The following is a 23,936-nucleotide window of genomic DNA, read 5'->3' on the forward strand; positions in this document are numbered from 1 at the left end:
TTATGAACAAAGAACTAAAGCTTACTGTTTTACAGGCTCACCTTCTAAAATTTCTTCTTTTTTATACTTTAACTTTGTGGCTTCTCCCCCTCGCAGGTGACGGATTGATTTATGATAATCCAGTATCTCCTTCACTTCGTTAGCCAGATCTGGATTAATTTCTGGCAGTCTTTCTGTTAGATCCTTGTGTACAGTACTTTTAGAGACTCCAAATTCTTTCGCAATTACACGAACGGTTTTCTTTGTCTCCACGATATACTTTCCTATCTTGATTGTTCGCTCTTTGATGTAATCGTGCACACCACTCGACCTCCCTAAAATGGATGTGAGAAGTGTGAAATGAGATCCGTATCAATATTATCCATTTTCAGCGGCGCTTGTTCGTCTTAATTTCTCATCCATTAGGTAGTAAATGCCAAACACGATCCCTCACCTCAAACACTCTCTTTGTCAGGTTTGTAACAGTGTATTAGCATTGCATAGGGAATATGCTAAAAATGAAGATGGGACAAGGGATTTATCAGAAAAGACAAAACAAAAAATCATTTCGAGTGCCGAAAATTTTCACTTTACAAGCATCGGTGTAACACGTAAAATAGGAAAGGTGATTTTATTTACCTAGATAAATAATGAATAAAGGTGAGCCTATGGATACGTTAAACAGAGAGTGTTTACATCAAATACATCAAAGCGCGCGGCTGCTGTCTAAAAAAGCGAACGAAGCGCTTGCTGCTTATGACTTGTACATGTCCCAGTGGACTGTACTTTTTTGTTTGGATACATTCGGCCCTAAAACGCAAAAAGACATTTGGACCTATTTGAACGTCGAAGCACCGACGATTACAAGAACCGTGACACGTCTAGAAGCAAACGGCTGGGTGAAACGAGTCCAAGGAAAAGACAAACGTGAGAATCTCATCGTCATGACAGACGATGCAAAAACAAAGTTTAAAGAAATCAAACAGACGATGGAACAATTTGAAGAAGAATGTCTTTCAGATTTTACCTACGAAGAAAAACAGCTCCTCCATAAACTACTACACAAATTATCAACTGAATAGGAAGTGACATACACCATGAACGAACGCATTTGGACAAAAGACTTTATCATGATTGTCCTGGTGAATTTATTTACATTCACCTCTTTTTATGCCCTTTTGACCTTACTCCCCATTTACACAATGGATGAATTAAATGGAACAGAATCACAGGGCGGCCTCCTTGTGACGGTCTTCTTATTATCAGCAATTGTGACAAGACCATTTTCAGGGGCCATTATTGAGAAATTCGGCAAGAAACGCATGGCGATTTTTTCTTCAACGGCTTTTGCCCTGCTCACTTATTTATACATTCCAATTGATCAATTCCAAACACTTCTCATGCTGCGTTTCGTGCAAGGAATCTTCTTCAGCATTTTGACAACCGTAGCAAGTGCCATTGCAGCTGATATGATTCCGAAACATAAACGAGGAGAGGGCCTTGGATACTTTGTGATGTCGATGAACCTCGCCGTGGTCATCGGTCCGTTTATCGCACTGAATCAAGTAGGAAAAATCGGATTCCATTCTTTATTTCTGCTCTTTTCCATCATCGTCTCCATCGGTGCAGCTTTCACGATGCTGATTAGACAGCCAGAGCCTGAAAATGGCGGAAGTGTCGTCTTTCGATTCACTTTTTCTCATCTGTTTGAAAAAGGCGCTTTAAAAACGGCAGCAGTTGGAATCATTATCTCCTTCTGTTACTCGCCGATCATTTCATTTATTTCAGTCTATGCCAATTCACTTCATCTGATGGGTGCAAGCAGTTATTTCTTCATTGTTTTTGCAGCTGCAATGCTTGGATCACGTCCATTTACAGGCAGACTGTTTGACCGAGTCGGGCCTCATATTGTGATCTACCCATCTATTGCTCTCTTTGCGATTGGTTTATGGATGCTGACCGCTACACAAACAGCCACCATGCTTCTTTTATCCGGCGCTGTCATCGGCCTTGGCTACGGCTCTTTGGTGCCATGTCTACAAACACTTGCGATACAGCACTCACCAGCACACCGTACAGGCTACGCCACAGCAACTTTCTTTACCTTGTATGATACGGGGATTGCCGCTGGATCCTTTGTCTTCGGACTGCTTGTCAGCTTCACAGATTTTTCAAATGTATATCTCATTGCTGGCGTTGTCGTGTTACTCAGCATGGGCGTTTTTTATTGGAGCGAACGAAAACCGCAAGAAGCAAAAGCACAAAAGGTTTCCCTATCAGAATAGGATACTGTTTTAAACTTCACTGAAAACATGCTAAAATATAGGATATTTCAAATGAACAGATAGGTCTTTTGAAAAATAGTTGGCGTTAAGCGAAAGTATAGGTGATGTTTTGAATTACGAATTGTTTAAAGTCATACACGGGATGGCTCATCATTCTGAGTTTTTAGATCAGGCCATGATTTTCATTACGAAAAAGGCCATTCTCGTATATGCCCTCGTCTTATTGATTTGCTGGTTTTTAGGTAATCACAAATTTAAGAAGCATGTCTTCTTTTCTGGTGTAACAGGCATCGTGGCACTCATCGTCAATTTTGCCATTACGCTGTTTTATTATGAAGAGCGGCCGTTTGTGGCGCACAAAGTCGACACACTCATCCCGCACTCAGCAGACGCTTCCTTCCCAAGTGACCACACAACAGGTGCACTGGCTCTTTCACTAGCCATTCGATCCCGTAATAAAAAACTCGGCAATATTTTGCTTGTTTTTGGATTACTGACAGGGTTCTCCCGCATCTGGGTCGGTCATCATTATCCATTTGATGTATTAGGCAGCTTGATCGTATCGATTGTGGTTGTCTTTATCATGAATAAATTATGGAAGTTCTTTGACTCTCCAATTGACCGTATCGTGACATTTTACGAGAACATTGTGGGCAAAATTTTCAGAAGGAAGCAAAAGGACCAAGGGTCAGACCTGTCCAACTCTTAAGCGGCTTGCGATAAAGTATGGAAGACCTCTCTTCTACTTTATCCCAGCCGCTTTTTTCATTGTTTGTTTTCCTCTGACCATACTCGAAAAATAAAGGCTGACGCTAATGCCGACAAGAGAAATCATGATCAATGTCCAGCCTAATTGGTCAAAATGAGAACCTGCAATTTCCTCACCAAACAGCATGCCAAGCACGGCAGATGATAGAATGGAACCAAGGTACCTGCATGTTTGAAAAAGCCCAGAGGTCGTGCCAATCATTTGTTGAGGGCTCGCTTTTAACATCGCAGCTTGAAGCGCAACATTTCCAATCCCGTAACTGAGTCCAAGCAAAGCAAGAACCAGTCCTTTCCCCCAGAATGGCGCAGGAATAAAAAAGAAAGTCATGGCGGAAGCGCCGGCCAGCATCAGCACAGCACTTGCCAAAACAGGATGCCGTTCATCGCCGCGATCTACCCACTTGCCAGTCAGCGGCGATACCATTATGCTCACGCCAGACATGCAAAGCATAAAGAGGCCCGTCATCTCCACACGCCAGCCCAATTCATCTTGAAAATAACTTGGCAAGCCAAAAAAGAGGCAATAGAAGAAAATATTTAAAATGATAAATTGCACATACACAAGTGAAAGCCGTTTCTCCTGCCTGAACATCCGAATTTGGATAAATGGCTCATCCACCTGATGCTCCCACCATATAAAAGCACCCGCACTCACAAGACAGAGAATGCCCTGCACATACTGAATACCATCAGATAGTGATAATAAAAAAGAAAGCAAAAGGACAATACAAACTGTAAATAGAAACATCCCTGGCAAATCAAGCTTTCGGACAGTGTCTCCAATACGCAATTTTTTCTTCTTCTCCTTAGGAAACAAGGAAAGGCCTAGAAAAAAACTAATCAATATGAATGGCAGATTCACTAAAAAGATCGCCGGCCAGCTGCCGATTGTCATCAAAAACCCGCCAAGTGTCGGCCCGAGTGCTGTCATCGCTGAAGCAAAAATAGACAATACCGCTAAAGCAGAAGCTTGTCGTTCCTTCACATGATCCCGAATCAGTCCAACACCTGAAGGATAGATCGCACTGCTTCCAATCGCCTGAAGAAGCCGGATTACAATCAGCAACGCAAAAGTCGGGGCAAACGGCGCACAAATGGCTGAGACTGCCACTAGAACTAGTCCAAATAAAAATAAAGTTCTCCGGCTCATCACATGATCTCCAATTCGTCCACTCACCGGCTGCGTGACCGCGCTGGCCAAATAAAAGGTTGAAATGAGCCAAGATACCGTCGTAAACGACAATCCGAACTCATGCTGAATTTGATGCAAGGCTAAAGAAATCATTGAGGAATTCAGTGGATTTAACATCGTTCCAAAAGCAATCGCCGTTAAAAAGACTTTTCGGTTGTTTTTCCATTTGATCATACACCCGCCCCCTTCTTTTGACATACACGTTCTTTGTCTATCTCCTCGTTATTATGAGATTCATTTCCCTTTTTTACCCTTAGCAATTCAAGTTCTCTCTCCGAAAAGCAAGACATACATTCTAAAAAGGGCAAGTGTTGGAAAAGCGCATATAAAATTGAGAATATGAGGAACAAATGGTAAGATGCTACACATATTTAAAAGCCTACTTTCTCCTTATACGGAGAACGGCTGAAAAGGAGGAGAAGCTTATTATTAAAAAAAGACGGTTTTGGGTCCCAGCCCTTTTCTCGGTTGCAGTATTACTTCTGTCTTCGTGCGGTTCAAATGAAACAAATGGGAACGGAGATAAACGTAATTCTACAGCGAAAGGGTCACCGATTTTGGAGGATGGGAAATTTATTTTTGCAGCATCAGGTGAATTCCACCCATTCAGTTACATGGATGGAAACCAGATGTCCGGCTTTGATATTGATGTCGGCAATGCGATTAGTGACAAGATGGGCCTAGAGCCTGTACAGAAAAAATATAAATTCGCAGGCATCGTCGAAGGCGTCAAAGCAGGCAAATTTGATGCGGCCGTTGCAAGTCATACCATCAACGAGGAACGAAAAAAACACGTCCTTTTTTCTCAACCGTATTACTACTCTGGTCCGCAAATCTTCACAAGACCCGGCGCAGATATTCACAGTGCAGATGACTTAAAAAACAAAGAAATCGCTGTCTCTAAAGGTTCGTCCTATGCGGATCTTGCCAAAGAACATAGCGGGCAGGAACCAAAATATTACGACAGTGATGTTGTCGCTTTAGAAGCACTAGCCAATGGCAAACACGATGCGGTCGTCACTGATTTTGCCACAGGTGCAGAAGCCATGAAGAAAAAACTTAAAATTGAAGCACAAGAAAGACTCGGGCAAAGTGAGCAAGCAATCGCTGTCTCTAAAGACAATAAAGAGCTCATAAAAGAAATCAACGATGCGATTGATGCACTTAGAAAAGACGGAACATTAAGACAAATTAGCGAAAAGTATTTTGACGAAGATATTACCGTCAAACAGGATTAAAACCACGATTGTGCGCCTTTCTCTAGGCGCACTTTCTTCAAATGGAGATGATTGTTTTGCCTACCTTATCACACTTTTTTCAAACGCTGATTGATTCTAGAGGCGTTTTCTTAGAAGGAATGCTGCTCACCTTACAACTCACTGTCATCAGTATTTTCATCGGCATGTTCATCGGGCTTTTCTTTGCCTTACTAAAAATATCCCACGTAGCCGTTTTCGGTTATATCGCAAATGCCTATATCTTCCTTGTACGCGGGACACCACTCATTGTGCAGATTTTTATCCTGTATTTTGGGCTGACAGAATTAAATATACCCGACTTTTGGGCAGCCTCTATTGCGCTTGCCTTCCATAACGGTGCCTATATAGCAGAAATATTTAGAGGTGCGATTCAATCAATCGATCAAGGTCAAAAAGAAGCAGGACGTTCTCTTGGCATGGGGCGATTTCTAACCATGAGACGTATCATTCTCCCGCAAGCGATGCGGCGTGCCCTCCCCCCTCTCGGCAATCAGTTTATTATCGGCTTAAAAGATTCATCACTTGCCGCCTTCATCAGCGTCAATGAACTCTTTAACATAGCCACCACTCAAGGTTCCAACAGTTTTGACAACATGACGTACTTACTTGTCGTGGCTGTCTATTACTTAGTTCTTGTCCTGCTGTTAACATTCGCTGTGCAAACCGTTGAGAAGAAACTTTCAGTCAGTGATCATTAGGAGGAGAAGCATGACAGAATCAAAAGAGATCATTCGTGTTGAAAAACTGAATAAATACTTTGGAGAGCTGCATGTCTTAAAAGATATCGATCTCACTGTATATGAAAATGATGTCGTCGTCTTAATTGGTGCAAGCGGCTCTGGGAAAAGCACCTTGCTCCGTTGTATGAATTTTTTAGAAATAAAAAATGACGGTCAGATCATCATTGATGGCAGTCCCGTTCATCCAAAACGAGATCAATTAAATGAAATGAGGCAGAAAATAGGCATGGTGTTTCAGCATTTTAATCTCTTCCCGCACAAAACCGTGCTTGAAAACATCATCGAAGCACCGGTCATGGTGAAAAAAACAAAGAAAGCACAAGCGATAACTGAAGCCAATATCTTATTAGAGAAAGTCGGACTAGCGGATAAAGCAAAAGTGTACCCTTCAAAGCTATCAGGCGGTCAAAAACAGCGCGTTGCCATCGCACGAGCTCTCGCCATGAAGCCCGATGTCATGTTATTTGACGAGCCTACTTCTGCGCTGGACCCAGAGCTTGTAGGCGAAGTGCTGCAAACCATGAAAAGTCTTGCCAAAGAAGGCATGACAATGGTCATCGTCACTCATGAAATGGGCTTCGCAAAAGAAGTAGCTGACCGAGTTGTTTATATGCATGAAGGACGAATCGTCGAACAAGGTACCCCATCAGAATTATTTGATTCTCCTCAAGAGGAGCGAACCAAATTGTTTCTCAGTTCGATTTTATAGGTCAAACGCCCTTTATTTTTCGTGATTCATGCACGTTTATTCTCATTTTTTACGAACTTTTCATCCATTTATATTGATAATGACCAAAAAACCATGTTAGATAAACTTACATGAATATGTTATATATGACTTTTCTCTCTATAATGAAGAATTAAGAAATCTATTAATTCTGAATGATTCGGGGGAATGCAGCATGCAAATGGGTGATACAGTATTTATGTTCTTCTGCGCACTACTCGTGTGGTTAATGACACCGGGTTTAGCCTTATTCTACGGAGGACTTGTGAGAAGTAAAAACGTGTTAAGTACGACAATGCACAGCTTAACCTCACTAGCCATTGTCTCTATCGTCTGGATCGTGTTTGGCTATTCACTGGCCTTTGCGCCAGGCAATGCATGGATCGGAGGCTTTGACTGGGTTGGACTAAAAGGCGTTGGCTTTGAACCTGGTTCATATAGTGACACGATTCCACATTCATTGTTCATGATGTTCCAAATGACCTTTGCCGTCCTCACAACAGCCATTATCTCTGGTGCGTTCGCTGAACGTATTCGTTACTCAGCGGTGGTCGTGTTTACACTCCTTTGGGTCACATTTGTATACGCTCCAGTCGCACACTGGGTATGGGGCGGCGGCTGGATTGGAGAAATGGGAGCACTTGACTTCGCCGGTGGAAACGTCGTCCACATATCATCCGGTGTGGCTGGTCTAGTCGTAGCCATTGTTCTCGGGAAGCGAAAAGAAGCGGCAAGTTCTTCTCCGCATAACTTGATCTACACACTTCTTGGTGGAGCTGTGATTTGGTTTGGCTGGTTTGGGTTTAACGTAGGAAGTGCCCTCACATTAGATAGTGTCGCCATGTATGCCTTTATTAACACCAATACAGCAGCTGCTGCAGGAATCATCGGCTGGCTGTTAGTCGAATGGATGATCAACAAAAAACCAACGATGCTAGGTGCAATCTCTGGAGCCATTGCAGGCCTAGTAGCGATTACACCTGCCGCAGGCTTTGTCACACCATTCGCTTCGATTATCATCGGAATCATCGGCGGGATCGTTTGTTTCTGGGGCGTCTATTCACTCAAAGCCAAGTTCGGCTATGACGATGCACTGGATGCATTCGGTCTCCACGGAATCGGCGGTACGTGGGGAGGCATTGCTACAGGCCTTTTCGCCACTACATCTGTCAATGATGGCGGAGCCAACGGCTTATTTTACGGCGATCCAAGCTTACTTTGGAAACAAGTTGTCGCCATCGTGGCCACATACGTCTTTGTTGCAGTTGTCACATATGTGATCATCAAAGTCGTCAACATCTTCTTCAAGATTCGCGCAACTGAAGAAGAAGAATCAGTCGGTCTTGATTTAACGATGCACGGCGAAAAAGCATATCAAGATTAAAGAAAAAGGGGTGTCTCTATGAGCAAAATGTATAAAGTGGAGATTGTCACACGTCCAGCTAATTTTGAAACATTAAAGGTGGAGCTTGGAAAGATTGGTGTCACCTCGATTACCTTTTCCAATGTGCACGGCTGCGGATTACAAAAGGGACATACGGAACTATACCGTGGCGTCAAAAAGGAAAGCAATGTGTACGAACGTTTAAAGATCGAAATCGTCTTAAGCAAAGTACCTGTTGAACAGGTCGTGGAAACGGCTCAAAAGGTACTTCGTACAGGAGAACCAGGGGATGGGAAGATTTTTATATATGAGATAGAAAATACAATCAACATTCGGACAGGTGAAGAAGGACCTGCCGCCTTATAGCATCCCTCCGCCATATGGCGGAGGTTTTTTAAAGACAGAAAAAAACCTCTGTGCATTTATCTACACAGAGGATCTGACATGACATTAAGATTGTTTTGTTTCTTCTGACTGACTGCGGTCTTTAGAGGAATCTGAAGACTTTTCTTGATCAGAGGATTTCCCCTTCTCATCAGACTTATCTTCAGATTTTTCTTCAGCCGGCTCTTTTGCCTTATCGTCAGCAGCAGGTTCCTTCATTTTGTCATCAGCTTTTGGCTGAGCAGGTTCTTTTGCTTCTTCCGTCACTTCTTGCGCTGCTTTTTCAATGGAAGAAACAGGCTTATCAATGAAGCTAAGCGGATTAAGCGCTAAACCTTCCATACGAATTTCAAAGTGAACATGGTTGCCGCTTTCAGCACCATATAGATTCTTACCAGAAGCACCGATGACATCATTCTGCTTTACTTCATCGCCTTCTTTTACACTCACTTGAGACAACGATTGATACACAGTAGACAATCCATCTTCATGTTCAATTTCAACAACGTGACCGAGAACTGGATCTTTTTTCGCCTGAACGACTGTTCCACTAAGAGCAGCTGTGACATCAAACACTTTGCCATCTTTATCTGCAAGATCAATACCTTTGCTTAAGGTATAGGTGTTATTATAGTTTACAAGTGCTGCTTCTTTTTCTTTTTGATCAGCATCTGCTTCATAGAACTTTTTCACGACAGAAACATTCTCAGAATTCTGGACCGGCATAGCGACATTTTCAATTGGCTTTCCAACTTCAACGGCATCATCACGCTGTTCTTGTCCTGTTTGATTTCCATCAGATAGTTGGTCTTTCACATCTTTCGATACAGCTTGATACCAAAGAACGGCTGTTAACACGACCGCTGCGCTGACCAAGTAAATAGCAGGGAATACCCAGCGCTTACGGAAAAATTGCTGAACTTTTGTGATTTTGGAAGTACGTTTCTTTTCTTCCTCTCTCATTTTTCATCACCTCAGCAACATTCTGAACACTTTTCAAAAAATATATACACACGAAATCATTTTTCTTTTTATTTTGCGCAATCGCATCAATAATATGTATGATGAATGAAAAAAGATGGGGGTACATATGGTGAAAACTTTCAACCGCATGGCAACAGAAGATGACCTCAAAGAAATCGTCGATATCTACAATTCAACGATTGCTTCAAGAGAAGTAACGGCCGATACAGAACCTGTTACAGTAGAAGACCGCCGTCAGTGGTTTTTGAATCATTCAGAGAAACGTCCTCTCTATGTGAAAACAGATGAGGAAGGAAATATCTACGGCTGGCTCAGTTTTGAAACGTTTTACGGCAGACCTGCATACAACGGTACGGTTGAAATGAGTATTTACTTGAACCAAAACTATCGAGGAAAAGGTTTAGGGTCACTGTTCTTACAAGAGGCGCTCGAATTGGCACCCTCATTAGGCATCCGAACGTTACTTGCCTTTATTTTCGGCCACAACGAAGCCAGCATCAAATTATTTAAGAAGCACGGATTTGAGACTTGGGGACATTTGCCACGCATCGCAGAAATGGACGGCAATCGGTACGACTTAGATATTTTAGGAAAAGAATTATAAACTGAGCGTCTCTTGAAGAAAGAGACGCTTTAGATTGTTGACAAAGGGCTAAAATGAACTTGATTTTAGCCCTTTGTTTTCTTTTCAGCGTGATAGAAAACCTTTGCAGCCCGAGGAAGGACGAGTACTGGCGCGGAGCGAATTTCACATTCGTGAGCACCAGCACGCAGGACTGACAAAGAATGCGAGGGTTTGTCTACACGCTGGAGCGTCTCTTGAAGAAAGAGACGCTTTTTTTATGAAGCATGCACCAACTGCTCAAATTGCTTCGCATTTTGAAGCGATTTTCTTTTCAGAATGATACCATGTTCATCAATCAGAAGCGCTTGCGGAACAACTGTTACTCCATACAACTCCATAATTTGTGATGAGCGCATATAAACAGCTTGCTCCGGCAGCAATTGAAGAAGCGAGGCATCATCGGCTTGTTCATCTCCATTAATAACAATCACATGAGCATCATCATGTGAAGTTTGAGGCTGCACATCAGACAAAATACTTTTACAAGTCATACAAGTAGAATTCACAAATAACAGCATCACAGCTCGCCCATTTTGCAAATACTCCTTCAAGATCACCTTTTCACCTACATGCGAATAACTGCGAAATAACGGAGCCGGGTCACCAATATCCGCTTCCTTCAATTCAATTCCATCAAGAGATTTTATTTTATTCATAAATCTCCCGATAAAACGGGCAAGCAAAAACACGACAGCCAGCTGGGCAATGACAATTAATAACACAATGATTAATAAAATATCTGTCATTTCATTTTATCTCCTTCTATAATTGATCCATCTGCAATCTGGAATGAGTCGATCCACTTTCGCTTCAATAGCACAATTTCTTGGCTGACCGCTATGATCAAACAGACAGCCGCTGCAATGAGAAAACAAATCATTTTCAACCGCAATGAAATCATTTCAACACTAGGATGTACATAAAATAACCCTGCCACAAGAGTAAGCATCAGCAGATTGCGAATCACAATCCCCCAATGCAGGCGATCGTTTTCCAGTAACCCTCCACAACCGCACGAAATATCACGATGCCCCCTCATTAAATTGAACGTAACCGCTCCAGTATAAATACATAACAGGGCTGTAAGGCCAATTGCAGGCAGGACAGACATGTTCCATATAAACAAATGAACCGTACAAACCAATTCAATCAACAAAAATAAATAAAACATAGGTGCCGCGAAAGAAGGCGGCAGCAGCCGATAAGCATTGATCTGCTGGACATGTGCCTTCTGTTTCCTTGCTTTATCGAGCCATGCACCCGCAAAAATGATTCCTAGTAAATAGACACCTATGAAATAAAAGACACTCACCTTACACCATCTCCTTTTGTTGAAATAGTTGAGATTGTGCCTCGTATAGCCTTCTGTATTCTCCCTGTAACGCCATCAGTTCATCATGGTTGCCCTCTTCAATGAAAGCACCATCTTTCATGACGATGATACGGTCTGCTAAGCGGGCCGCTCCCATACGATGTGTAATAAACAAAACACCTTGATCCTGCGTATGATCGAACAACTTTCGAATGAGTGAGATCTCCGACAATGGATCGAGAGCAGAGGTCGGTTCATCTAAAATAATAAAATCACTTTCTCTAAAGAAGGTTCTCGCCATCGCAAGCTTTTGCCATTGTCCGCCAGACAATTCATGTCCCTCTTCAAAAAAGCGACCTAGCTGCGCATCATATGTGTCTTCCATTTCATTAATTCTTTTCTCTATACCTGCTTGACGGGCGGCTGAAATCAACCGCTCTTCCTCTTCTATATCATCAATACGGCCAAACCCTATGTTTTCTCTCACAGTGAATTCGTACTTCATAAAATCTTGAAAAAGAACAGCCATTCTCGCATGATAGGTCTTTTTATGGATGGTGGAAATATCCTCTCCATTGACTTTGTGCATATTCTGTTGATCTGGATCGTATAAGCCGGTTAAACATTTGATTAAAGTGGTTTTACCGGACCCATTATCTCCTACTAATGCAATTCGTTCACCTTTATTCATATGAAAATGAATATGCTCAATCGCTGGTTTTTTCATATTCGGATAAGTAAAAGAGAGATTGTCTAATGTAATGGACTGGATATGCTCAATTCCCTGAAGCGACGCTGCCTCTTCCGTCTGTTCATGCATTTCCTCTTCTCTCTTTAGAAAAGCTCTCATTTCATCAACATATAGACTCGTTTCATATAAACTAGAACATTCCCTCGTTAAATCTTGAAACCCACTTTGAATGTTTTGTACAGCTTGTAGCACTGCAACAAACGTACCCGCAGCTAATTTTTTTTGAAAAATAAGAAAGACAATCAATAAACCACAGCACACATAGGCCAATGTCATGAGCAACCCGCCTGCCATCTCCCAGCGCACTTGGCGTTTCAGCAAATTATATTTTTCATCTGCACTTTTAACGTAGTGACCTCTCCACTTTTGAAGAAGATAATTCCCTATTCCATATAAACGAACTTCCTTTAAAGAATCTCGCTGTGCGACGAGATCAGATACATACATTTCTCTTCGATCATTAGCCGTTAACAAACGATTTAATCGATAACGTGCGCCTCCAAAGAAAAGTTCAATCCATAATACAGGCAAGGTAAACAAGAACAATATGACCGCTAAGCCCCAATGAATACCGATCATATAAATAAGAAGTGATACAACAGTAATCAACGCGCTCATCATTGTAAAAATACTTCTCACCATACTGAGAACATGCTGATGACTGTTCATCACACGTTGACTTTCATTGTAAAAGGACGGGTGCTCAAACGTAATAAACGGCAGTCTTATCGCTTTTTGAAGCAATTCACCTTTCAAATGCAGACCAATCAGATTTGTCGCTTTCTGTTGACTAAGCTGAAGAATGAATTGAAGTCCATATCCTAAAATCACAATGACCATTTGCAGTCCAAATAACCACAAAACCTTTTGGATGTCACCTGAAGACGTCATAAATAAAATAATTTCATTAATCAAAGTTTGAATAATCCAGACACTAGCCAAAGGCATAAAACCAACGATCACTTGAATGAACAAAGTTAAAAGAAGATAAGAACGACTTTTTTTCCAAGTATAGGAGATTGCATATAAACAATGGTTCACTGTACTCATGAGATGCTCCACCTTACAACATTTAGTATAATTGACATATTTTTGATATTTGTAATATGATAGCTTTGCGTAACTTCACTTTGAGAGGACGATATACGATGAATTCAATTTTTCTTATACAGCTCGCTCTTATGATTTGCAGTCTTCTATTAACGGCTGGAATTATCATCTATTTAAAACAACAGATGCAGCTTATCATTTTACCTATAAAACACGTGGGGCAGAAACTTGCGCATCCACTTCTCGAACAGCCATCACCCATTCACATGAATGATCTGCTGCAAACAAATCGTACACAACAATTACTGATCTTCACTGACACAGCATGTCCGCACTGCATTCCATCACTCGAACAATTCCTAGAAACAAAAAAGCAGCGTAAACTAAACGTTTCATTGAGTATTTTGTTGAAAAACGGGCAAAAAAAGGACCAAGAATTATATCGTGATAACGAAACAAACTTGCGAATTATTCCGGTAGACGAACAATTGATAAACGCATTCCAAATTCAGGAGTTTCCGTTCTACATCATGGTAGAAGACAATGATACCATCTCATATGCAGCACCTTTTCCAGACGGTCTTTATTCAAGACTAGCTGCAAACTAAAGATAAATGAGGCATGTGAAGAGCATCAAACACATGCCTCATTTTTTATTATTGTGAATTTGGCTGAACATCCTTCCCTTTTTCCTCTGCAGCGATTTCATTAGCTTCGCTTGAAGCGGATGTTTGTTCCTCAGCTTGTTCAAACTCACTGCGAGCTTCATTTGAAATGTCAACTTGATCACCGTGCTGATTCACAGTAACGGAAGAAGACCCCTCTTTTTGAACCTCTTTCTCTAGTTCCTTTAATTTAGAAACATGAAGCTCTAAATCTTTTCCTTGCTGAACTAAAGTCAGTTGTTGAAATAACGCCTTTCTCTCTTCTGGAGAATGGTCGCCTTGAACAATTTGCGCTGCTTGGGTCAAAAAAGAATTTGATGTATGGCCAGCTTGACGCTTATTTGACGTCTGCATAGCATTTGTTACTAATGAAATTGGAGTTATGCTCATGCGTTCACACCCTAATAAATAAGATACTTAAATTTAGCAGCCACATTTAACGCGTTCTTGGCTAGTACAAATCTCACCTGTGTCACGATCCACATAGTAACGGAAAGTTCCAACGCCTTGAAGGAAACAAGTTGGTGCTGATTGGCAAGAAGTTACCAATCTTTGCAAAATACATCTAGCAGCTGCAGGTTGAACATTGGTCATTTTGTTTAAAATTCGATCTAACATATGAATTCCACCTTCCAATTTTTATGGTAATACAATACAATAATAACCAATTGATAGACAACTAACAACATATTTTGATAAATTTTCTAATTACTTCAAACTACTTTTCTTATTTATGACAAAATTTTTCGATTATAATTGTAGTAATTGTTACTTTTTTCTTATTCGAAAATAATTTATTTATCCATAAAAAGTAAATAAAAGATAGAAATAAGGTCAATTCACTCTTCCTAAAGTACTACTTGCTCAGGTATGATATAGAGTGAATACATAAAGGAGTGAACACAATTGCAACAAACTGAGAAAATCATTCAATCTCTTCATTCAATAACAAAGTGGGGAAAGGTTGGGAGCATCTTTCTTTATATTTCAGGTGGTCTATCCATCCTCAGTGGATTTTGGCTTGTTCTTCCTGCTGCCATTGGCGTTTTTCTGATTATGATGGGAATTCATGTCCAAAAATCCGTGAAAGCAGCTGAACAATTGATTCAAGCGTCTGATACTTCTTACGAAGAATTATTGGAACAATATGCTAAGATGATGAAAATGCAGACACTTTTTGCCATTTCAAGTATTGCCGCAGTTATTCTCTCATTCATCGCTATCGTTTTGATGTTTATACTAGGCGGGCTAGCCTTTCTCCAAGAGCTTCCTACCGATGTCCAACAGTACGAAGATTATTACGAAGAAGAACTTGGTGACTTTTATTAATAGAAAGGGGTATCAATAAAATGCGATACCCCTTTTTTATTTGAGTTGGCATAGCCTTGATACTAAACTTGACAATCAGCCTTTATCATTTTAAAATACAAATCGTAATCATTACGGAATAAAGGAGGGTTATAGCACTTATGCGCGTGAAAATCACCTTAGCCTGTACAGAAACAGGTGACAGAAACTATATCACTACAAAAAATAAACGAACGAACCCAGACAGATTGGAGTTAAAAAAATATTCTCCACGATTAAAGAAATACACCCTTCATCGGGAAACAAAATAATTTTTGGGATTCAAATCGTAACAATTACTATTTAAGCGAGGCGGCATACAAAATGATTATGTTCAAAAGGACTAAACCAAATGGATAAGAGAATACCTGTCACAGTTCTAAGCGGCTTTTTAGGAGCTGGAAAAACCACGATATTAAATCATGTTCTACAGAATCGTAAAGGGCTAAAAGTAGCTGTTATTGTCAATGACATGAGCGAAATAAATATTGATGCAGAATTAGTTAAGCAAGGCGGAGAACTCTCTCGATCAGATGAGAAACTGGTTGAACTATCTAATGGTTGTATTTGTTGCACATTGAGAGAAGATTTATTAATTGAAGTAGAACGCCTTTGTAAGGCTGGGAATATCGATTATATTGTCATTGAATCTACAGGTATTAGTGAACCAATTCCTGTCGCTCAAACTTTCTCTTACATTGATGAAGAAATGGGCATAGATTTGACACGTTTTTGCAGATTAGACACGATGGTAACGGTGGTAGATGCAAACCGTTTCTGGACAGATTTCCAGTCAGGAGAAAGTTTATTGGATCGTAAAGAAGCAGTTTCAGATGATGATGAACGAGAGATTTCCGATTTACTTATTGATCAAATTGAATTTTGTGATGTGCTCATTATCAATAAATGTGATCTTGTATCAGCATCAGAACTAGATCGGCTTGAGCACGTGTTAACCAAACTTCAACCAGAAGCAGCCATTATTAGAACCTCTAAAGGTAACGTACAGCCTAGTGATATTTTGAATACTGGTTTATTCGATTTTGAAAAATCTAGTGCTTCTGCGGGCTGGATCAAAGAAATTAATGCTGGACACTCTCAGCATACGCCTGAAACAGAAGAATACCAAATCTCATCTTTTGTTTATGAAAGAAGGCTTCCTTTTCATACTGGCAGACTGAATGCATGGTTAGATCAAATGCCAGAGCAGATTGTTCGAGCGAAAGGATTTACATGGCTAGCGACACATCATGATTTAACCATTTTAATTTCACAAGCCGGAAAATCTGTTGCAATTGAACCAATCGCATACTGGATTGCTGCCTTGCCTGAGCAAGAACGATCACGGATCTTAAATCAGGAACCAGAAATTTTAGATGAGTGGGATGCAGAGTTTGGTGATCGACATACAAAAATTGTCTTTATCGGTGTAGATTTACCTAAAGCAGATATTATTCGTACACTAGATCAATGCTTACTCACACCTGAAGAATTTGATCAAGATTGGACAACGTTTGAAGACCCCTTTCAATGGAACATACACACTTAAACCAGGAGGGTTTTAAATGGCAAAGAAATCAAAAATAGCAAAAGAAAAAAAGCGGCAGCAGCTCGTTTTGAAATATGCACAATTAAGGAAAGAGCTAAAAGAAAAAGGTGACTATGAAGCTTTGCAGAAACTACCTAGAGACTCTTCACCCACTCGCTTAAAAAACCGCTGTGAATTAACTGGCCGTCCTAGAGGTTACTTGAGAAAATTTAAAATGTCTCGAATTGCTTTTCGTGAGCTTGCCTATAAAGGACAGATTCCAGGAGTGAAAAAATCGAGTTGGTAAAAATTGATTTGATCTTAGCATAGTTCCTGTAAATGTAAAGCAGGACAAAATGAATAAAAATCTTTTTTTCATCCTTACTCCGTCAATTTTGAGGTACAAAATAGCATTTTAAAAAAACAGCAGAATCTCTGCTGTTTTTTTATGGGGATGAGCTTATAGGAAAGATTGTCCTGATGTTAAAAGAAGATTTTCAACAGTGATTATAGCATTTTCTCTTCTTTTCAAAAATCGATGATCATGATACTTTGTTGTCATTACCCGCCGATGTAGGACATCTCAACTTTTTTCTGATCTTTCTTTTGCTCTCTCTCAGCTGAATATTGATCCTGTCTGTTTGACCAAAGTTCCTTCAATATGTTCACTAGATATTCATCATTTTCTGAATTACGGATGAATCGTCTCAGATCAAAACCCGATGATGCAAAAAGACAGGTGAATAATTCGCCACGTGCAGATAGTCTAGCTCTATTACACGATCCACAAAAAGCATCTGAAACGGAAGAAATAATGCCAATCTCTCCTGACCCATCCTCATAAAAATAACGCTTGGCTACTTCACCTTGATATCGAGGGGGTTCTGGTTTGATAGGGTATTTTGAATGAATTAGCTCCATAATCTCTTTTTTCGTCAATACATGCTTGAGATTCCATTTGTTCGTATTGCCAACATCCATGAATTCAATAAATCGTAGAATGTGTCCTTCTTTTTTAAAATAGGCTGCCATTGGTAAGATATCTTGATCATTCACACCTTTTTGGACAACCATATTGATCTTAATAGCAAGTCCAGCTTTTTTTGCAGCCTCTATCCCATCAAATACTTTTTGGATAGAAATGTGTCTTCCATTCATCTGCTTAAAACGATCTGGATTTAAAGAATCTAAACTAATGGTGACTCTATTCAGACCTGCTTTCTTTAGCTTATCTGCGTACAACGGTAACAGCGTTCCATTGGTTGTCATCGCGATGTCTTCAATACCTGGAATTTTTGCGAGTTTTTCTATCAAAACGGGCAAATCTTTACGCATTAAAGGTTCACCACCCGTAATACGTAATTTCACCACACCTAATTCCTTTGCAAAAAGCGCAGCAAGTCGTTCAATTTCCTCAAAGCTAAGCAGCTCTTCTTTATCTAAAAAAGGATAATCTGGTCCAAAGATTTCAGCAGGCATACAGTACGTACATCTAAAATTACAGCGATCTGTTACGGATATTCTTAAATCGCGCAATGGTCGATGTCTTTTATCCAAAATACTGACCATACTTAGCCTCCTATTCTGTAATACGCTGATAATGAGTATAGATATTAAAAGATTCTCCTCTTACGAATCCAACTGTTGTTATATTTAATTCTTCTGCCATTTTAAGTGCTAACTCAGTAGGAGCTGATTTTGATATGACGATTGATACTCCTAATTTTGCTGCCTTCAACAGAACTTCAGACGATATCCGGCCGCTAAATACAAGGATTTTATCTCTCAGTGGGATTTTATGAAGTAAACAATATCCATAGATTTTATCCAACGCATTATGCCGTCCTATATCCGTCCTAGTGATGAATAGCTTTTCTGTATCACACAGTCCAGCATTATGGACACCACCAGTATGTTGAAATAACTGACTTTCCTCCTGTAAACATTTCATTAAATGAATACAAGTTTCAGCAGAAATACTGATTCGGTCAATGGCTGTTTTTGCCGTCTTCACATCTTGGAGAAAATAAAAATGTCTTCCTTTCCCACAGCAAGATCCGATCACTCGTTTTGTAAAATCTGAGGATTGGAACTGAGTTGAGTGATGTAAGTCAACATATGCAAAACCCATACTTTCATCTATTGTAAACCTTTTAATCTCTTTTTCAAATCGAATGACTCCTTCTGAAGCTAAAAAACCGATCACCAATTCTTTCAAATGATCCGGTGAACAAACGAGTGTGACAAACTCTTCACTATTCACCAGCACGGTTAAAGGGAATTCTTCTACAACTTCATCTGTTTTACATGTCATTTGACCTCTGCGATATTGGTGTATGCGTCGTTTCGTTTTAACAGAAGGATTCATGATCTGATCTTCCTTTCAACACAAATTTAGTTATATGAACCAGACGAATTGTGATATTATTTTAAAAAGTCATAAAAATGTAACATATTTCTATCTTATCAAACTTTTTGTTTGCTTTATATGGAGGGAACACAATGAACAAAACAAAAAACCGTTGGCTTATCGCTACAAGTGCTGTGGGGATTCATTTATCTATCGGATCTGTTTATGCATGGAGTGTTTTTACGAATCCTTTACATCAAACCTTTCAATGGTCATTAACAGAAATAAGCCTGACATTTAGCATCGCTATTTTATTTTTAGGTTTATCAGCTGCCTTTATGGGGCATTTCGTTGAAAAGTATGGGCCGAGGGCATCAGGGCTCTTCTCAGCTATTTTCTTCGGCATTGGGATGACTGGATCAGGGTTTGCTGTTCACATGTCTTCATTACCTCTCCTCTATTTATTTTATGGTGTACTCGCTGGAATCGGATTAGGTGTAGGCTATATTGCACCAGTTTCAACATTAGTCAAATGGTTTCCAGATCGAAGAGGACTCGCAACGGGTTTAGCCATTATGGGTTTTGGATTTGCTTCTCTGATTTGCAGTCCCATTATTCAATTTCTCATTGAAAAAGTTGATATTGCAAATACCTTCTATATTCTCGGAATCTCTTATTTTATCATCATGGTCGTTTCATCTCTTTATTTATCACCACCAACACCTGATGATGTCAAACAATTTAACGTGCTAAAAACAAGCCAAAGGAAAATTCCTCAAGATTTATCACAGCTCACAGCAAATGAAGCCATTAAAACACGGCGTTTTTATTATTTGTGGGTCATGCTCTTTATTAATATCACATGCGGAATTGCCATTATTTCTGTAGCATCACCGCTTGCTCAAGAAAGTGTTGGTTTCACGGCCGGTGCAGCAGCTACTCTTGTTGGAATTTTAGGTGCCTTTAATGGGCTAGGACGGATCGGATGGGCGTCTTTCTCTGATTATATTGGAAGGCCAAATACGTATACGATTTTCTTTACTATACAGCTCATTGCTTTTCCCTTACTTCCCTACTTAAAAGATCCGCTCATCTTTTCAATCGTGATGGCGATCATTTATACGTGCTACGGAGGAGGGTTTGCTTCAATTCCAGCCTATATAGGAGATTTATTTGGTACGAAGCAGCTAGGTGCCATACACGGTTATATTCTCACCGCTTGGGCCGCTGCTGGTTTAGCAGGACCTTTATTTTCCTCCTTTATTCGTGACATTACAGGCAATTACACACAAAGTCTCATGGTCTTCTCTGGCCTATTTTTCATTGCGTTTATCATATCTCTTCTCATTCGGAAGGATATTAAACAACTTCGTGAATCAAATCTTACTGCTCCTTCTTCTGTCACGGTCCGCTCTTAATATGAATTTGACAGAATGACAATCTACAGGTAATTTTTAGATATGAAAACGCTTTACAAAGTAATAGGAGGGTGACGATATCATGGGAAAAACAAAACACAAGGGGCCTATTAAACTCAACAAAAAACCCTCACCAAAGCTATGGGCCTCTTTTGCTCCTATGGGGCTTGGAAAAGTAAAACCGAAACACATTCGAGACACAATGAAAGTGGCATGGGAGAACAAAGATAACCTCCCCTATGCGTACCGTATATTGACTCAGGGCGTTTGTGACGGCTGTGCTCTTGGTGTATCAGGTTTATACGATCAAACACTAGCAGGACCCCATATATGCACAACAAGACTGAATGTGCTACGGCTTAACACAATGCCAGCTATTGATCCAAAATGGTTCGAAGATATTGAGCGGCTCAAACAAATGGATAGCACGTCTCTTCGAAAACTTGGGCGTATTCCTTATCCTCTGATTCGAAAAAAAGGTGAGAATGCCTTTACACGCATTTCTTGGGATGGTGCATTAGATCAAATCGCCGCTAAAATCAAATCGATTGATAAACGTCAGCTTGCTTTCTATTTAACAGCTAGAGGGATTACGAATGAAGTGTACTATACTGCGGCGAAAGCTGCGCGATATATTGGAACAAATCATATCGATAATGCTTCTCGTATTTGCCATTCACCAAGCAAAACCGCTCTTAAACGCTCCCTTGGTATAGGTGCATCCAGCTGTAATTACAGTGATTGGATTGGAACAGATGTATTGATTTTTTGGGGCTCTGTTGCAGCAAACAACCAGCCGGTTTCCACTAAATATATGTACGCCGCTAAAAAGAAAGGAACCAAGATCATTGTCATCAATCCATATAAAGAGCCTGCAATGGAAAAATATTGGGTCCCTTCTATCCCAGAAAGTGCTTTATTCGGCACAAAAATAGCGGATGATTTTTATCAAGTCAATATAGGCGGCGATATTGCGTTTATGAATGGTGTCATCAAACATTGGTTTGAAATGGAAGAGCAAGCGCCTCATTCCGCTCTTGACCATGAATTTATCCAAGCGCATACAACCGGCATAAAAGATGTAAAGCAGCATGTCGCTCAGTTAAAATGGGCGGATCTCGAAGCATCGTCAGGCTTATCTAAAGAAAGAATGAAGGAATTCGCTGTACTGCTTGCCAATGCCAATTCAGGCGTGTTTATTTGGAGTATGGGTCTCACTCAGCATCGTTTTGCAACTGATAATATATCACAAGTCGCAAACCTTGCCATGTTACGCGGATTTATTGGCAGAAAACATTGTGGCGTTATGCCTATTCGTGGCCATAGCGGTGTCCAAGGTTCAGGCGAAATGGGTGCCGATCCATTCGTATTGCCCGGCAGTGATTTTGATGAAGAGAATATTAAAAGAATCGAGAAGATATGGGGATTTGATATTCCAAAATGGCATGGTGACACGATTGGGCAATCATTTGAAAAAATGGCTCTTCCAAAAGAACACCCGCAAAAGCTGAAGATGCTGTTTACTAGCGGTGGAAACTTTTTAGAAACAATGCCAAATCCTGAAGCGATTGAAAAAGCACTATCCGAGCTTGAACTCCGTGTCCATCAAGATATTATTTTGAACACCTCTACACTGGTAGAAGCAGAAGAGACTGTGATTGTTCTGCCTGCAATGACAAGATATGAACAGCCAGGCGGCGGTACATCAACCAGTACGGAACGCATGGTGTATTTCAGTCCGGAAATTGAAGGGCCACGCATTGAAGAAGCCAGAGCTGAATGGGACATTTATATTGACCTAGCAAAAAGGGTTCGTCCAGAAGATGCGAAGCTGATTCATTTTGACCATGCTGAAGACATTCGTCGTGAGATTGCCATCGCAAATCGGAACTATGATGGGATCCAGCATTTGCGTCATAAAGGGGATGTCTTTCAATGGGGTGGCGCATGGCTTTGCGAAGATGGGGTGTGTCCAACACCGGATGGAAAAGGACACCTGCTCCCAGCACAGCTGCCCCAATATCGAAAAACTGAGGGGTATTTCAATATCACGACAAGACGAGGCAAGCAATTCAACTCTATGATTTACAGTGAAAAGGATGCCTTTAATGGCGGAAAGCGGCATTCTATCTTGATGAATGAAGAAGATGCGAAAGAGCTTTACGTCCAAGAAGGCGATCCTGTTGTCCTTTTCAATCAATATGGATCCTACCAAGGAGTTGCTCAATTCGGAGAGCTGAAACGTGGAAATATTGCAGTTTATTGGCCTGAAGGAAACGTGTTAATACCAAAAGGAGTTTACGAAAGCTATTCCCAGATTCCAGAATACAATACCACCGCGATATTAGAAAAAGCCGAAACCTTTCATGCAAGAAAAGATCAGCACTACGTGGAGAAACGGATTGATGAATTAGAAACGACTTTAAATTGATCCTTTATGAAAAAACAGCTGGGGGTTTCTCCCCAGCTGTCTATTCACATCTTATTGACCAAAAGAGTTCGCTTCTTTTTGAAGAATATGATTTAATTCTTCTGCATTTGCTGCTGGTTGATATTGTCCACCACCAGCTTTGGCAACAGATTTTAGACTTTTTGCTTCTTTTTCATTTACATCGAAGCCAATGATATTGACGATTGTGTCAATACCTTCTTCATGTAATTGCTTCGCTGCTTGTGATGGGCTTCCGCCACATGTTTCCTCACCATCGCTGACAACATATACAATATTTTTTCCTTCAGCTTGGTGATCTTCAAAATCTTGTTTCGTATCAGTTAATGCTTTGGCAAGTGGTGTCCAGCCTGTTGGACCATACACATTCAGCGCTTGTTGAAAGGCTGCTTGCTCATATGTTCCAAATCCATAAACTGCTTCGGAACTTGCACAAGAAACGGCTTTTCCTGCATTTTTATTCGTTCCTTCATGACCAAAAACACGAAGCAAGACTTGTGTATCTTCTGATAAAATACTTGCGAAACTTTGGATCGAGCGTTTTGCGATATCAATTTTCTTTTCGCCTTCAACTGATTGTGCCATGCTTCCGCTTAAATCAAGTAAAATCACCACATGAGCAGGCTCCTTTTTCGTTACAGCATGAGCTGGTGAAGAAAGAAGCAGAACAAGACTCGCTAAAATGGTTAATATAATATTTCTTTTCATTAAAAAATCTCCCTTTTTTTCATTTGTACAG

General features: G+C 40.4%; 26 protein-coding genes. 16 read left to right on the forward strand and 10 right to left on the reverse strand.

All coding sequences use genetic code 11. The features are described 5' to 3' along the window. Window positions 1–21: 21 nt before the first annotated feature. The gene (gene spoIIID, locus NST09_RS16990; protein ID WP_008343327.1) at window positions 22–300 is read right to left on the reverse strand and encodes a sporulation transcriptional regulator SpoIIID; all 279 of its coding nucleotides are present in this window, start codon (window positions 298–300) and stop codon (window positions 22–24) included. A 347-nt stretch (window positions 301–647) separates the two neighbouring features. Between spoIIID and NST09_RS16995 the strand changes: the two genes are divergently transcribed. The 3 genes from NST09_RS16995 (at window position 648) to NST09_RS17005 (ending at window position 2,973) form a co-directional block, all read left to right on the forward strand. Next, window positions 648–1,061 (forward strand): MarR family transcriptional regulator, encoded by a 414-nt coding sequence (locus NST09_RS16995; RefSeq protein ID WP_224558776.1) that lies wholly within the window; start codon window positions 648–650, stop codon window positions 1,059–1,061. Window positions 1,062–1,076: 15 nt separating this feature from the next. Next, complete coding sequence (locus NST09_RS17000) at window positions 1,077–2,264, forward strand: MFS transporter (RefSeq protein WP_008343329.1); 1,188 nt, start codon at window positions 1,077–1,079, stop codon at window positions 2,262–2,264. Between the two features lie 109 nt (window positions 2,265–2,373). Next, window positions 2,374–2,973: an undecaprenyl-diphosphatase gene (locus NST09_RS17005; protein ID WP_008343330.1), complete on the forward strand. Its 600-nt coding sequence runs from the start codon at window positions 2,374–2,376 to the stop codon at window positions 2,971–2,973. Window positions 2,974–3,006: 33 nt separating this feature from the next. Here the strand turns inward: NST09_RS17005 and NST09_RS17010 are convergent, their stop codons facing one another. Then, complete coding sequence (locus NST09_RS17010; RefSeq protein ID WP_224564260.1) at window positions 3,007–4,398, reverse strand: MFS transporter; 1,392 nt, start codon at window positions 4,396–4,398, stop codon at window positions 3,007–3,009. Between the two features lie 176 nt (window positions 4,399–4,574). Between NST09_RS17010 and NST09_RS17015 the strand changes: the two genes are divergently transcribed. From NST09_RS17015 to NST09_RS17035, 5 genes are all read left to right on the forward strand, one after another. After that, entirely contained in the window at window positions 4,575–5,462 is an 888-nt protein-coding gene (locus NST09_RS17015; protein ID WP_342493148.1) for a transporter substrate-binding domain-containing protein, read from the forward strand. Between the two features lie 41 nt (window positions 5,463–5,503). After that, window positions 5,504–6,181, forward strand: coding sequence for an amino acid ABC transporter permease (locus NST09_RS17020; RefSeq protein WP_081832172.1), 678 nt, complete (start codon window positions 5,504–5,506; stop codon window positions 6,179–6,181). Window positions 6,182–6,191: 10 nt separating this feature from the next. Continuing rightward, window positions 6,192–6,932: an amino acid ABC transporter ATP-binding protein gene (locus tag NST09_RS17025; protein WP_035389775.1), complete on the forward strand. Its 741-nt coding sequence runs from the start codon at window positions 6,192–6,194 to the stop codon at window positions 6,930–6,932. Between the two features lie 193 nt (window positions 6,933–7,125). Continuing rightward, window positions 7,126–8,334: an ammonium transporter gene (locus tag NST09_RS17030; protein ID WP_008343343.1), complete on the forward strand. Its 1,209-nt coding sequence runs from the start codon at window positions 7,126–7,128 to the stop codon at window positions 8,332–8,334. Window positions 8,335–8,352: 18 nt separating this feature from the next. After that, window positions 8,353–8,700 carry a P-II family nitrogen regulator gene (locus NST09_RS17035; RefSeq protein ID WP_007497589.1) on the forward strand — a complete coding sequence of 116 codons (348 nt, stop codon included), beginning with the start codon at window positions 8,353–8,355 and terminating at the stop codon, window positions 8,698–8,700. Window positions 8,701–8,784: 84 nt separating this feature from the next. Here NST09_RS17035 and NST09_RS17040 read toward each other — a convergent pair whose 3' ends face one another. Beyond that, a complete protein-coding gene (locus NST09_RS17040) occupies window positions 8,785–9,681 on the reverse strand; it encodes a M23 family metallopeptidase (RefSeq protein WP_035389779.1) in 897 nt (298 codons plus the stop codon). Between the two features lie 127 nt (window positions 9,682–9,808). Here NST09_RS17040 and NST09_RS17045 point away from each other — a divergent pair, with 127 nt between their 5' ends. After that, window positions 9,809–10,306 (forward strand): GNAT family N-acetyltransferase, encoded by a 498-nt coding sequence (locus NST09_RS17045; protein WP_008343345.1) that lies wholly within the window; start codon window positions 9,809–9,811, stop codon window positions 10,304–10,306. 236 nt (window positions 10,307–10,542) lie between these two features. Here the strand turns inward: NST09_RS17045 and NST09_RS17050 are convergent, their stop codons facing one another. The 3 genes from NST09_RS17050 to NST09_RS17060 are packed head-to-tail and all read right to left on the reverse strand — an operon-like array spanning window position 10,543 to window position 13,440. After that, the gene (locus tag NST09_RS17050; protein ID WP_007497592.1) at window positions 10,543–11,073 is read right to left on the reverse strand and encodes a thioredoxin family protein; all 531 of its coding nucleotides are present in this window, start codon (window positions 11,071–11,073) and stop codon (window positions 10,543–10,545) included. Further along, window positions 11,070–11,639 carry a MauE/DoxX family redox-associated membrane protein gene (locus NST09_RS17055; RefSeq protein ID WP_039962976.1) on the reverse strand — a complete coding sequence of 190 codons (570 nt, stop codon included), beginning with the start codon at window positions 11,637–11,639 and terminating at the stop codon, window positions 11,070–11,072. Before NST09_RS17055 ends, NST09_RS17050 begins: the two co-directional genes overlap by 4 nt. Window position 11,640: 1 nt before the next feature. Further along, window positions 11,641–13,440: an ABC transporter ATP-binding protein gene (locus NST09_RS17060; RefSeq protein WP_060832721.1), complete on the reverse strand. Its 1,800-nt coding sequence runs from the start codon at window positions 13,438–13,440 to the stop codon at window positions 11,641–11,643. Window positions 13,441–13,538: 98 nt separating this feature from the next. Here NST09_RS17060 and NST09_RS17065 point away from each other — a divergent pair, with 98 nt between their 5' ends. Then, the gene (locus NST09_RS17065; RefSeq protein WP_144683470.1) at window positions 13,539–14,048 is read left to right on the forward strand and encodes a thiol:disulfide interchange protein; all 510 of its coding nucleotides are present in this window, start codon (window positions 13,539–13,541) and stop codon (window positions 14,046–14,048) included. 48 nt (window positions 14,049–14,096) lie between these two features. Here NST09_RS17065 and NST09_RS17070 read toward each other — a convergent pair whose 3' ends face one another. Further along, window positions 14,097–14,495, reverse strand: a complete 399-nt coding sequence (locus NST09_RS17070; RefSeq protein ID WP_007497596.1) for a hypothetical protein — start codon at window positions 14,493–14,495, stop codon at window positions 14,097–14,099. A 516-nt stretch (window positions 14,496–15,011) separates the two neighbouring features. Here NST09_RS17070 and NST09_RS17075 point away from each other — a divergent pair. The 4 genes from NST09_RS17075 to rpsN all read left to right on the forward strand — a co-directional run bounded on the left by NST09_RS17075 (window position 15,012) and on the right by rpsN (window position 17,287). Beyond that, window positions 15,012–15,434: a DUF5362 family protein gene (locus NST09_RS17075; RefSeq protein WP_058213515.1), complete on the forward strand. Its 423-nt coding sequence runs from the start codon at window positions 15,012–15,014 to the stop codon at window positions 15,432–15,434. 140 nt (window positions 15,435–15,574) lie between these two features. Then, a complete protein-coding gene (rpmG, locus tag NST09_RS17080; RefSeq protein ID WP_003214771.1) occupies window positions 15,575–15,724 on the forward strand; it encodes a 50S ribosomal protein L33 in 150 nt (49 codons plus the stop codon). Window positions 15,725–15,804: 80 nt separating this feature from the next. Beyond that, on the forward strand, window positions 15,805–17,001 hold the full coding sequence (locus tag NST09_RS17085; protein ID WP_342493149.1) for a GTP-binding protein: 1,197 nt from the start codon (window positions 15,805–15,807) through the stop codon (window positions 16,999–17,001). Window positions 17,002–17,017: 16 nt separating this feature from the next. Further along, a complete protein-coding gene (gene rpsN, locus NST09_RS17090; protein ID WP_008343369.1) occupies window positions 17,018–17,287 on the forward strand; it encodes a 30S ribosomal protein S14 in 270 nt (89 codons plus the stop codon). A gap of 254 nt (window positions 17,288–17,541) precedes the next feature. Here rpsN and moaA read toward each other — a convergent pair whose 3' ends face one another. Together moaA and fdhD are read right to left on the reverse strand one after the other, a co-directional pair. Continuing rightward, on the reverse strand, window positions 17,542–18,549 hold the full coding sequence (gene moaA / locus NST09_RS17095) for a GTP 3',8-cyclase MoaA (RefSeq protein ID WP_017360030.1): 1,008 nt from the start codon (window positions 18,547–18,549) through the stop codon (window positions 17,542–17,544). Between the two features lie 10 nt (window positions 18,550–18,559). Then, window positions 18,560–19,348, reverse strand: coding sequence for a formate dehydrogenase accessory sulfurtransferase FdhD (gene fdhD / locus NST09_RS17100; RefSeq protein ID WP_052320294.1), 789 nt, complete (start codon window positions 19,346–19,348; stop codon window positions 18,560–18,562). Window positions 19,349–19,482: 134 nt separating this feature from the next. Here fdhD and NST09_RS17105 point away from each other — a divergent pair, with 134 nt between their 5' ends. After that, complete coding sequence (locus NST09_RS17105) at window positions 19,483–20,748, forward strand: OFA family MFS transporter (protein ID WP_008343374.1); 1,266 nt, start codon at window positions 19,483–19,485, stop codon at window positions 20,746–20,748. Window positions 20,749–20,830: 82 nt separating this feature from the next. Continuing rightward, window positions 20,831–23,179 (forward strand): FdhF/YdeP family oxidoreductase, encoded by a 2,349-nt coding sequence (locus NST09_RS17110; protein ID WP_342493150.1) that lies wholly within the window; start codon window positions 20,831–20,833, stop codon window positions 23,177–23,179. A gap of 51 nt (window positions 23,180–23,230) precedes the next feature. On the opposite strand, the gene NST09_RS17115 is transcribed toward NST09_RS17110, so the two are convergent. After that, a complete protein-coding gene (locus tag NST09_RS17115; protein WP_026050166.1) occupies window positions 23,231–23,905 on the reverse strand; it encodes a VWA domain-containing protein in 675 nt (224 codons plus the stop codon). Window positions 23,906–23,936 lie beyond the last annotated feature (31 nt).

This window comes from Bacillus sp. FSL W7-1346, assembly GCF_038593335.1.
In the GTDB taxonomy this organism is placed as follows: domain Bacteria; phylum Bacillota; class Bacilli; order Bacillales; family Bacillaceae; genus Bacillus; species Bacillus altitudinis.

Coding starts and splice junctions, on each gene's coding strand:
- NST09_RS16995 (WP_224558776.1), top strand. CDS start 648: ATGGATACGTTAAACAGAGAGTGTTTACATCAAATACATCAAAGCGCG.
- NST09_RS17000 (WP_008343329.1), top strand. CDS start 1,077: ATGAACGAACGCATTTGGACAAAAGACTTTATCATGATTGTCCTGGTG.
- NST09_RS17010 (WP_224564260.1), bottom strand. CDS start 4,398: ATGATCAAATGGAAAAACAACCGAAAAGTCTTTTTAACGGCGATTGCT.
- NST09_RS17015 (WP_342493148.1), top strand. CDS start 4,575: ATGGTAAGATGCTACACATATTTAAAAGCCTACTTTCTCCTTATACGG.
- NST09_RS17020 (WP_081832172.1), top strand. CDS start 5,504: ATGGAGATGATTGTTTTGCCTACCTTATCACACTTTTTTCAAACGCTG.
- NST09_RS17025 (WP_035389775.1), top strand. CDS start 6,192: ATGACAGAATCAAAAGAGATCATTCGTGTTGAAAAACTGAATAAATAC.
- NST09_RS17030 (WP_008343343.1), top strand. CDS start 7,126: ATGCAAATGGGTGATACAGTATTTATGTTCTTCTGCGCACTACTCGTG.
- NST09_RS17035 (WP_007497589.1), top strand. CDS start 8,353: ATGAGCAAAATGTATAAAGTGGAGATTGTCACACGTCCAGCTAATTTT.
- NST09_RS17040 (WP_035389779.1), bottom strand. CDS start 9,681: ATGAGAGAGGAAGAAAAGAAACGTACTTCCAAAATCACAAAAGTTCAG.
- NST09_RS17045 (WP_008343345.1), top strand. CDS start 9,809: ATGGTGAAAACTTTCAACCGCATGGCAACAGAAGATGACCTCAAAGAA.
- NST09_RS17050 (WP_007497592.1), bottom strand. CDS start 11,073: ATGACAGATATTTTATTAATCATTGTGTTATTAATTGTCATTGCCCAG.
- NST09_RS17060 (WP_060832721.1), bottom strand. CDS start 13,440: ATGAGTACAGTGAACCATTGTTTATATGCAATCTCCTATACTTGGAAA.
- NST09_RS17065 (WP_144683470.1), top strand. CDS start 13,539: ATGAATTCAATTTTTCTTATACAGCTCGCTCTTATGATTTGCAGTCTT.
- NST09_RS17070 (WP_007497596.1), bottom strand. CDS start 14,495: ATGAGCATAACTCCAATTTCATTAGTAACAAATGCTATGCAGACGTCA.
- rpmG (WP_003214771.1), top strand. CDS start 15,575: ATGCGCGTGAAAATCACCTTAGCCTGTACAGAAACAGGTGACAGAAAC.
- NST09_RS17085 (WP_342493149.1), top strand. CDS start 15,805: ATGGATAAGAGAATACCTGTCACAGTTCTAAGCGGCTTTTTAGGAGCT.
- rpsN (WP_008343369.1), top strand. CDS start 17,018: ATGGCAAAGAAATCAAAAATAGCAAAAGAAAAAAAGCGGCAGCAGCTC.
- moaA (WP_017360030.1), bottom strand. CDS start 18,549: ATGGTCAGTATTTTGGATAAAAGACATCGACCATTGCGCGATTTAAGA.
- fdhD (WP_052320294.1), bottom strand. CDS start 19,348: ATGAATCCTTCTGTTAAAACGAAACGACGCATACACCAATATCGCAGA.
- NST09_RS17105 (WP_008343374.1), top strand. CDS start 19,483: ATGAACAAAACAAAAAACCGTTGGCTTATCGCTACAAGTGCTGTGGGG.
- NST09_RS17110 (WP_342493150.1), top strand. CDS start 20,831: ATGGGAAAAACAAAACACAAGGGGCCTATTAAACTCAACAAAAAACCC.
- NST09_RS17115 (WP_026050166.1), bottom strand. CDS start 23,905: ATGAAAAGAAATATTATATTAACCATTTTAGCGAGTCTTGTTCTGCTT.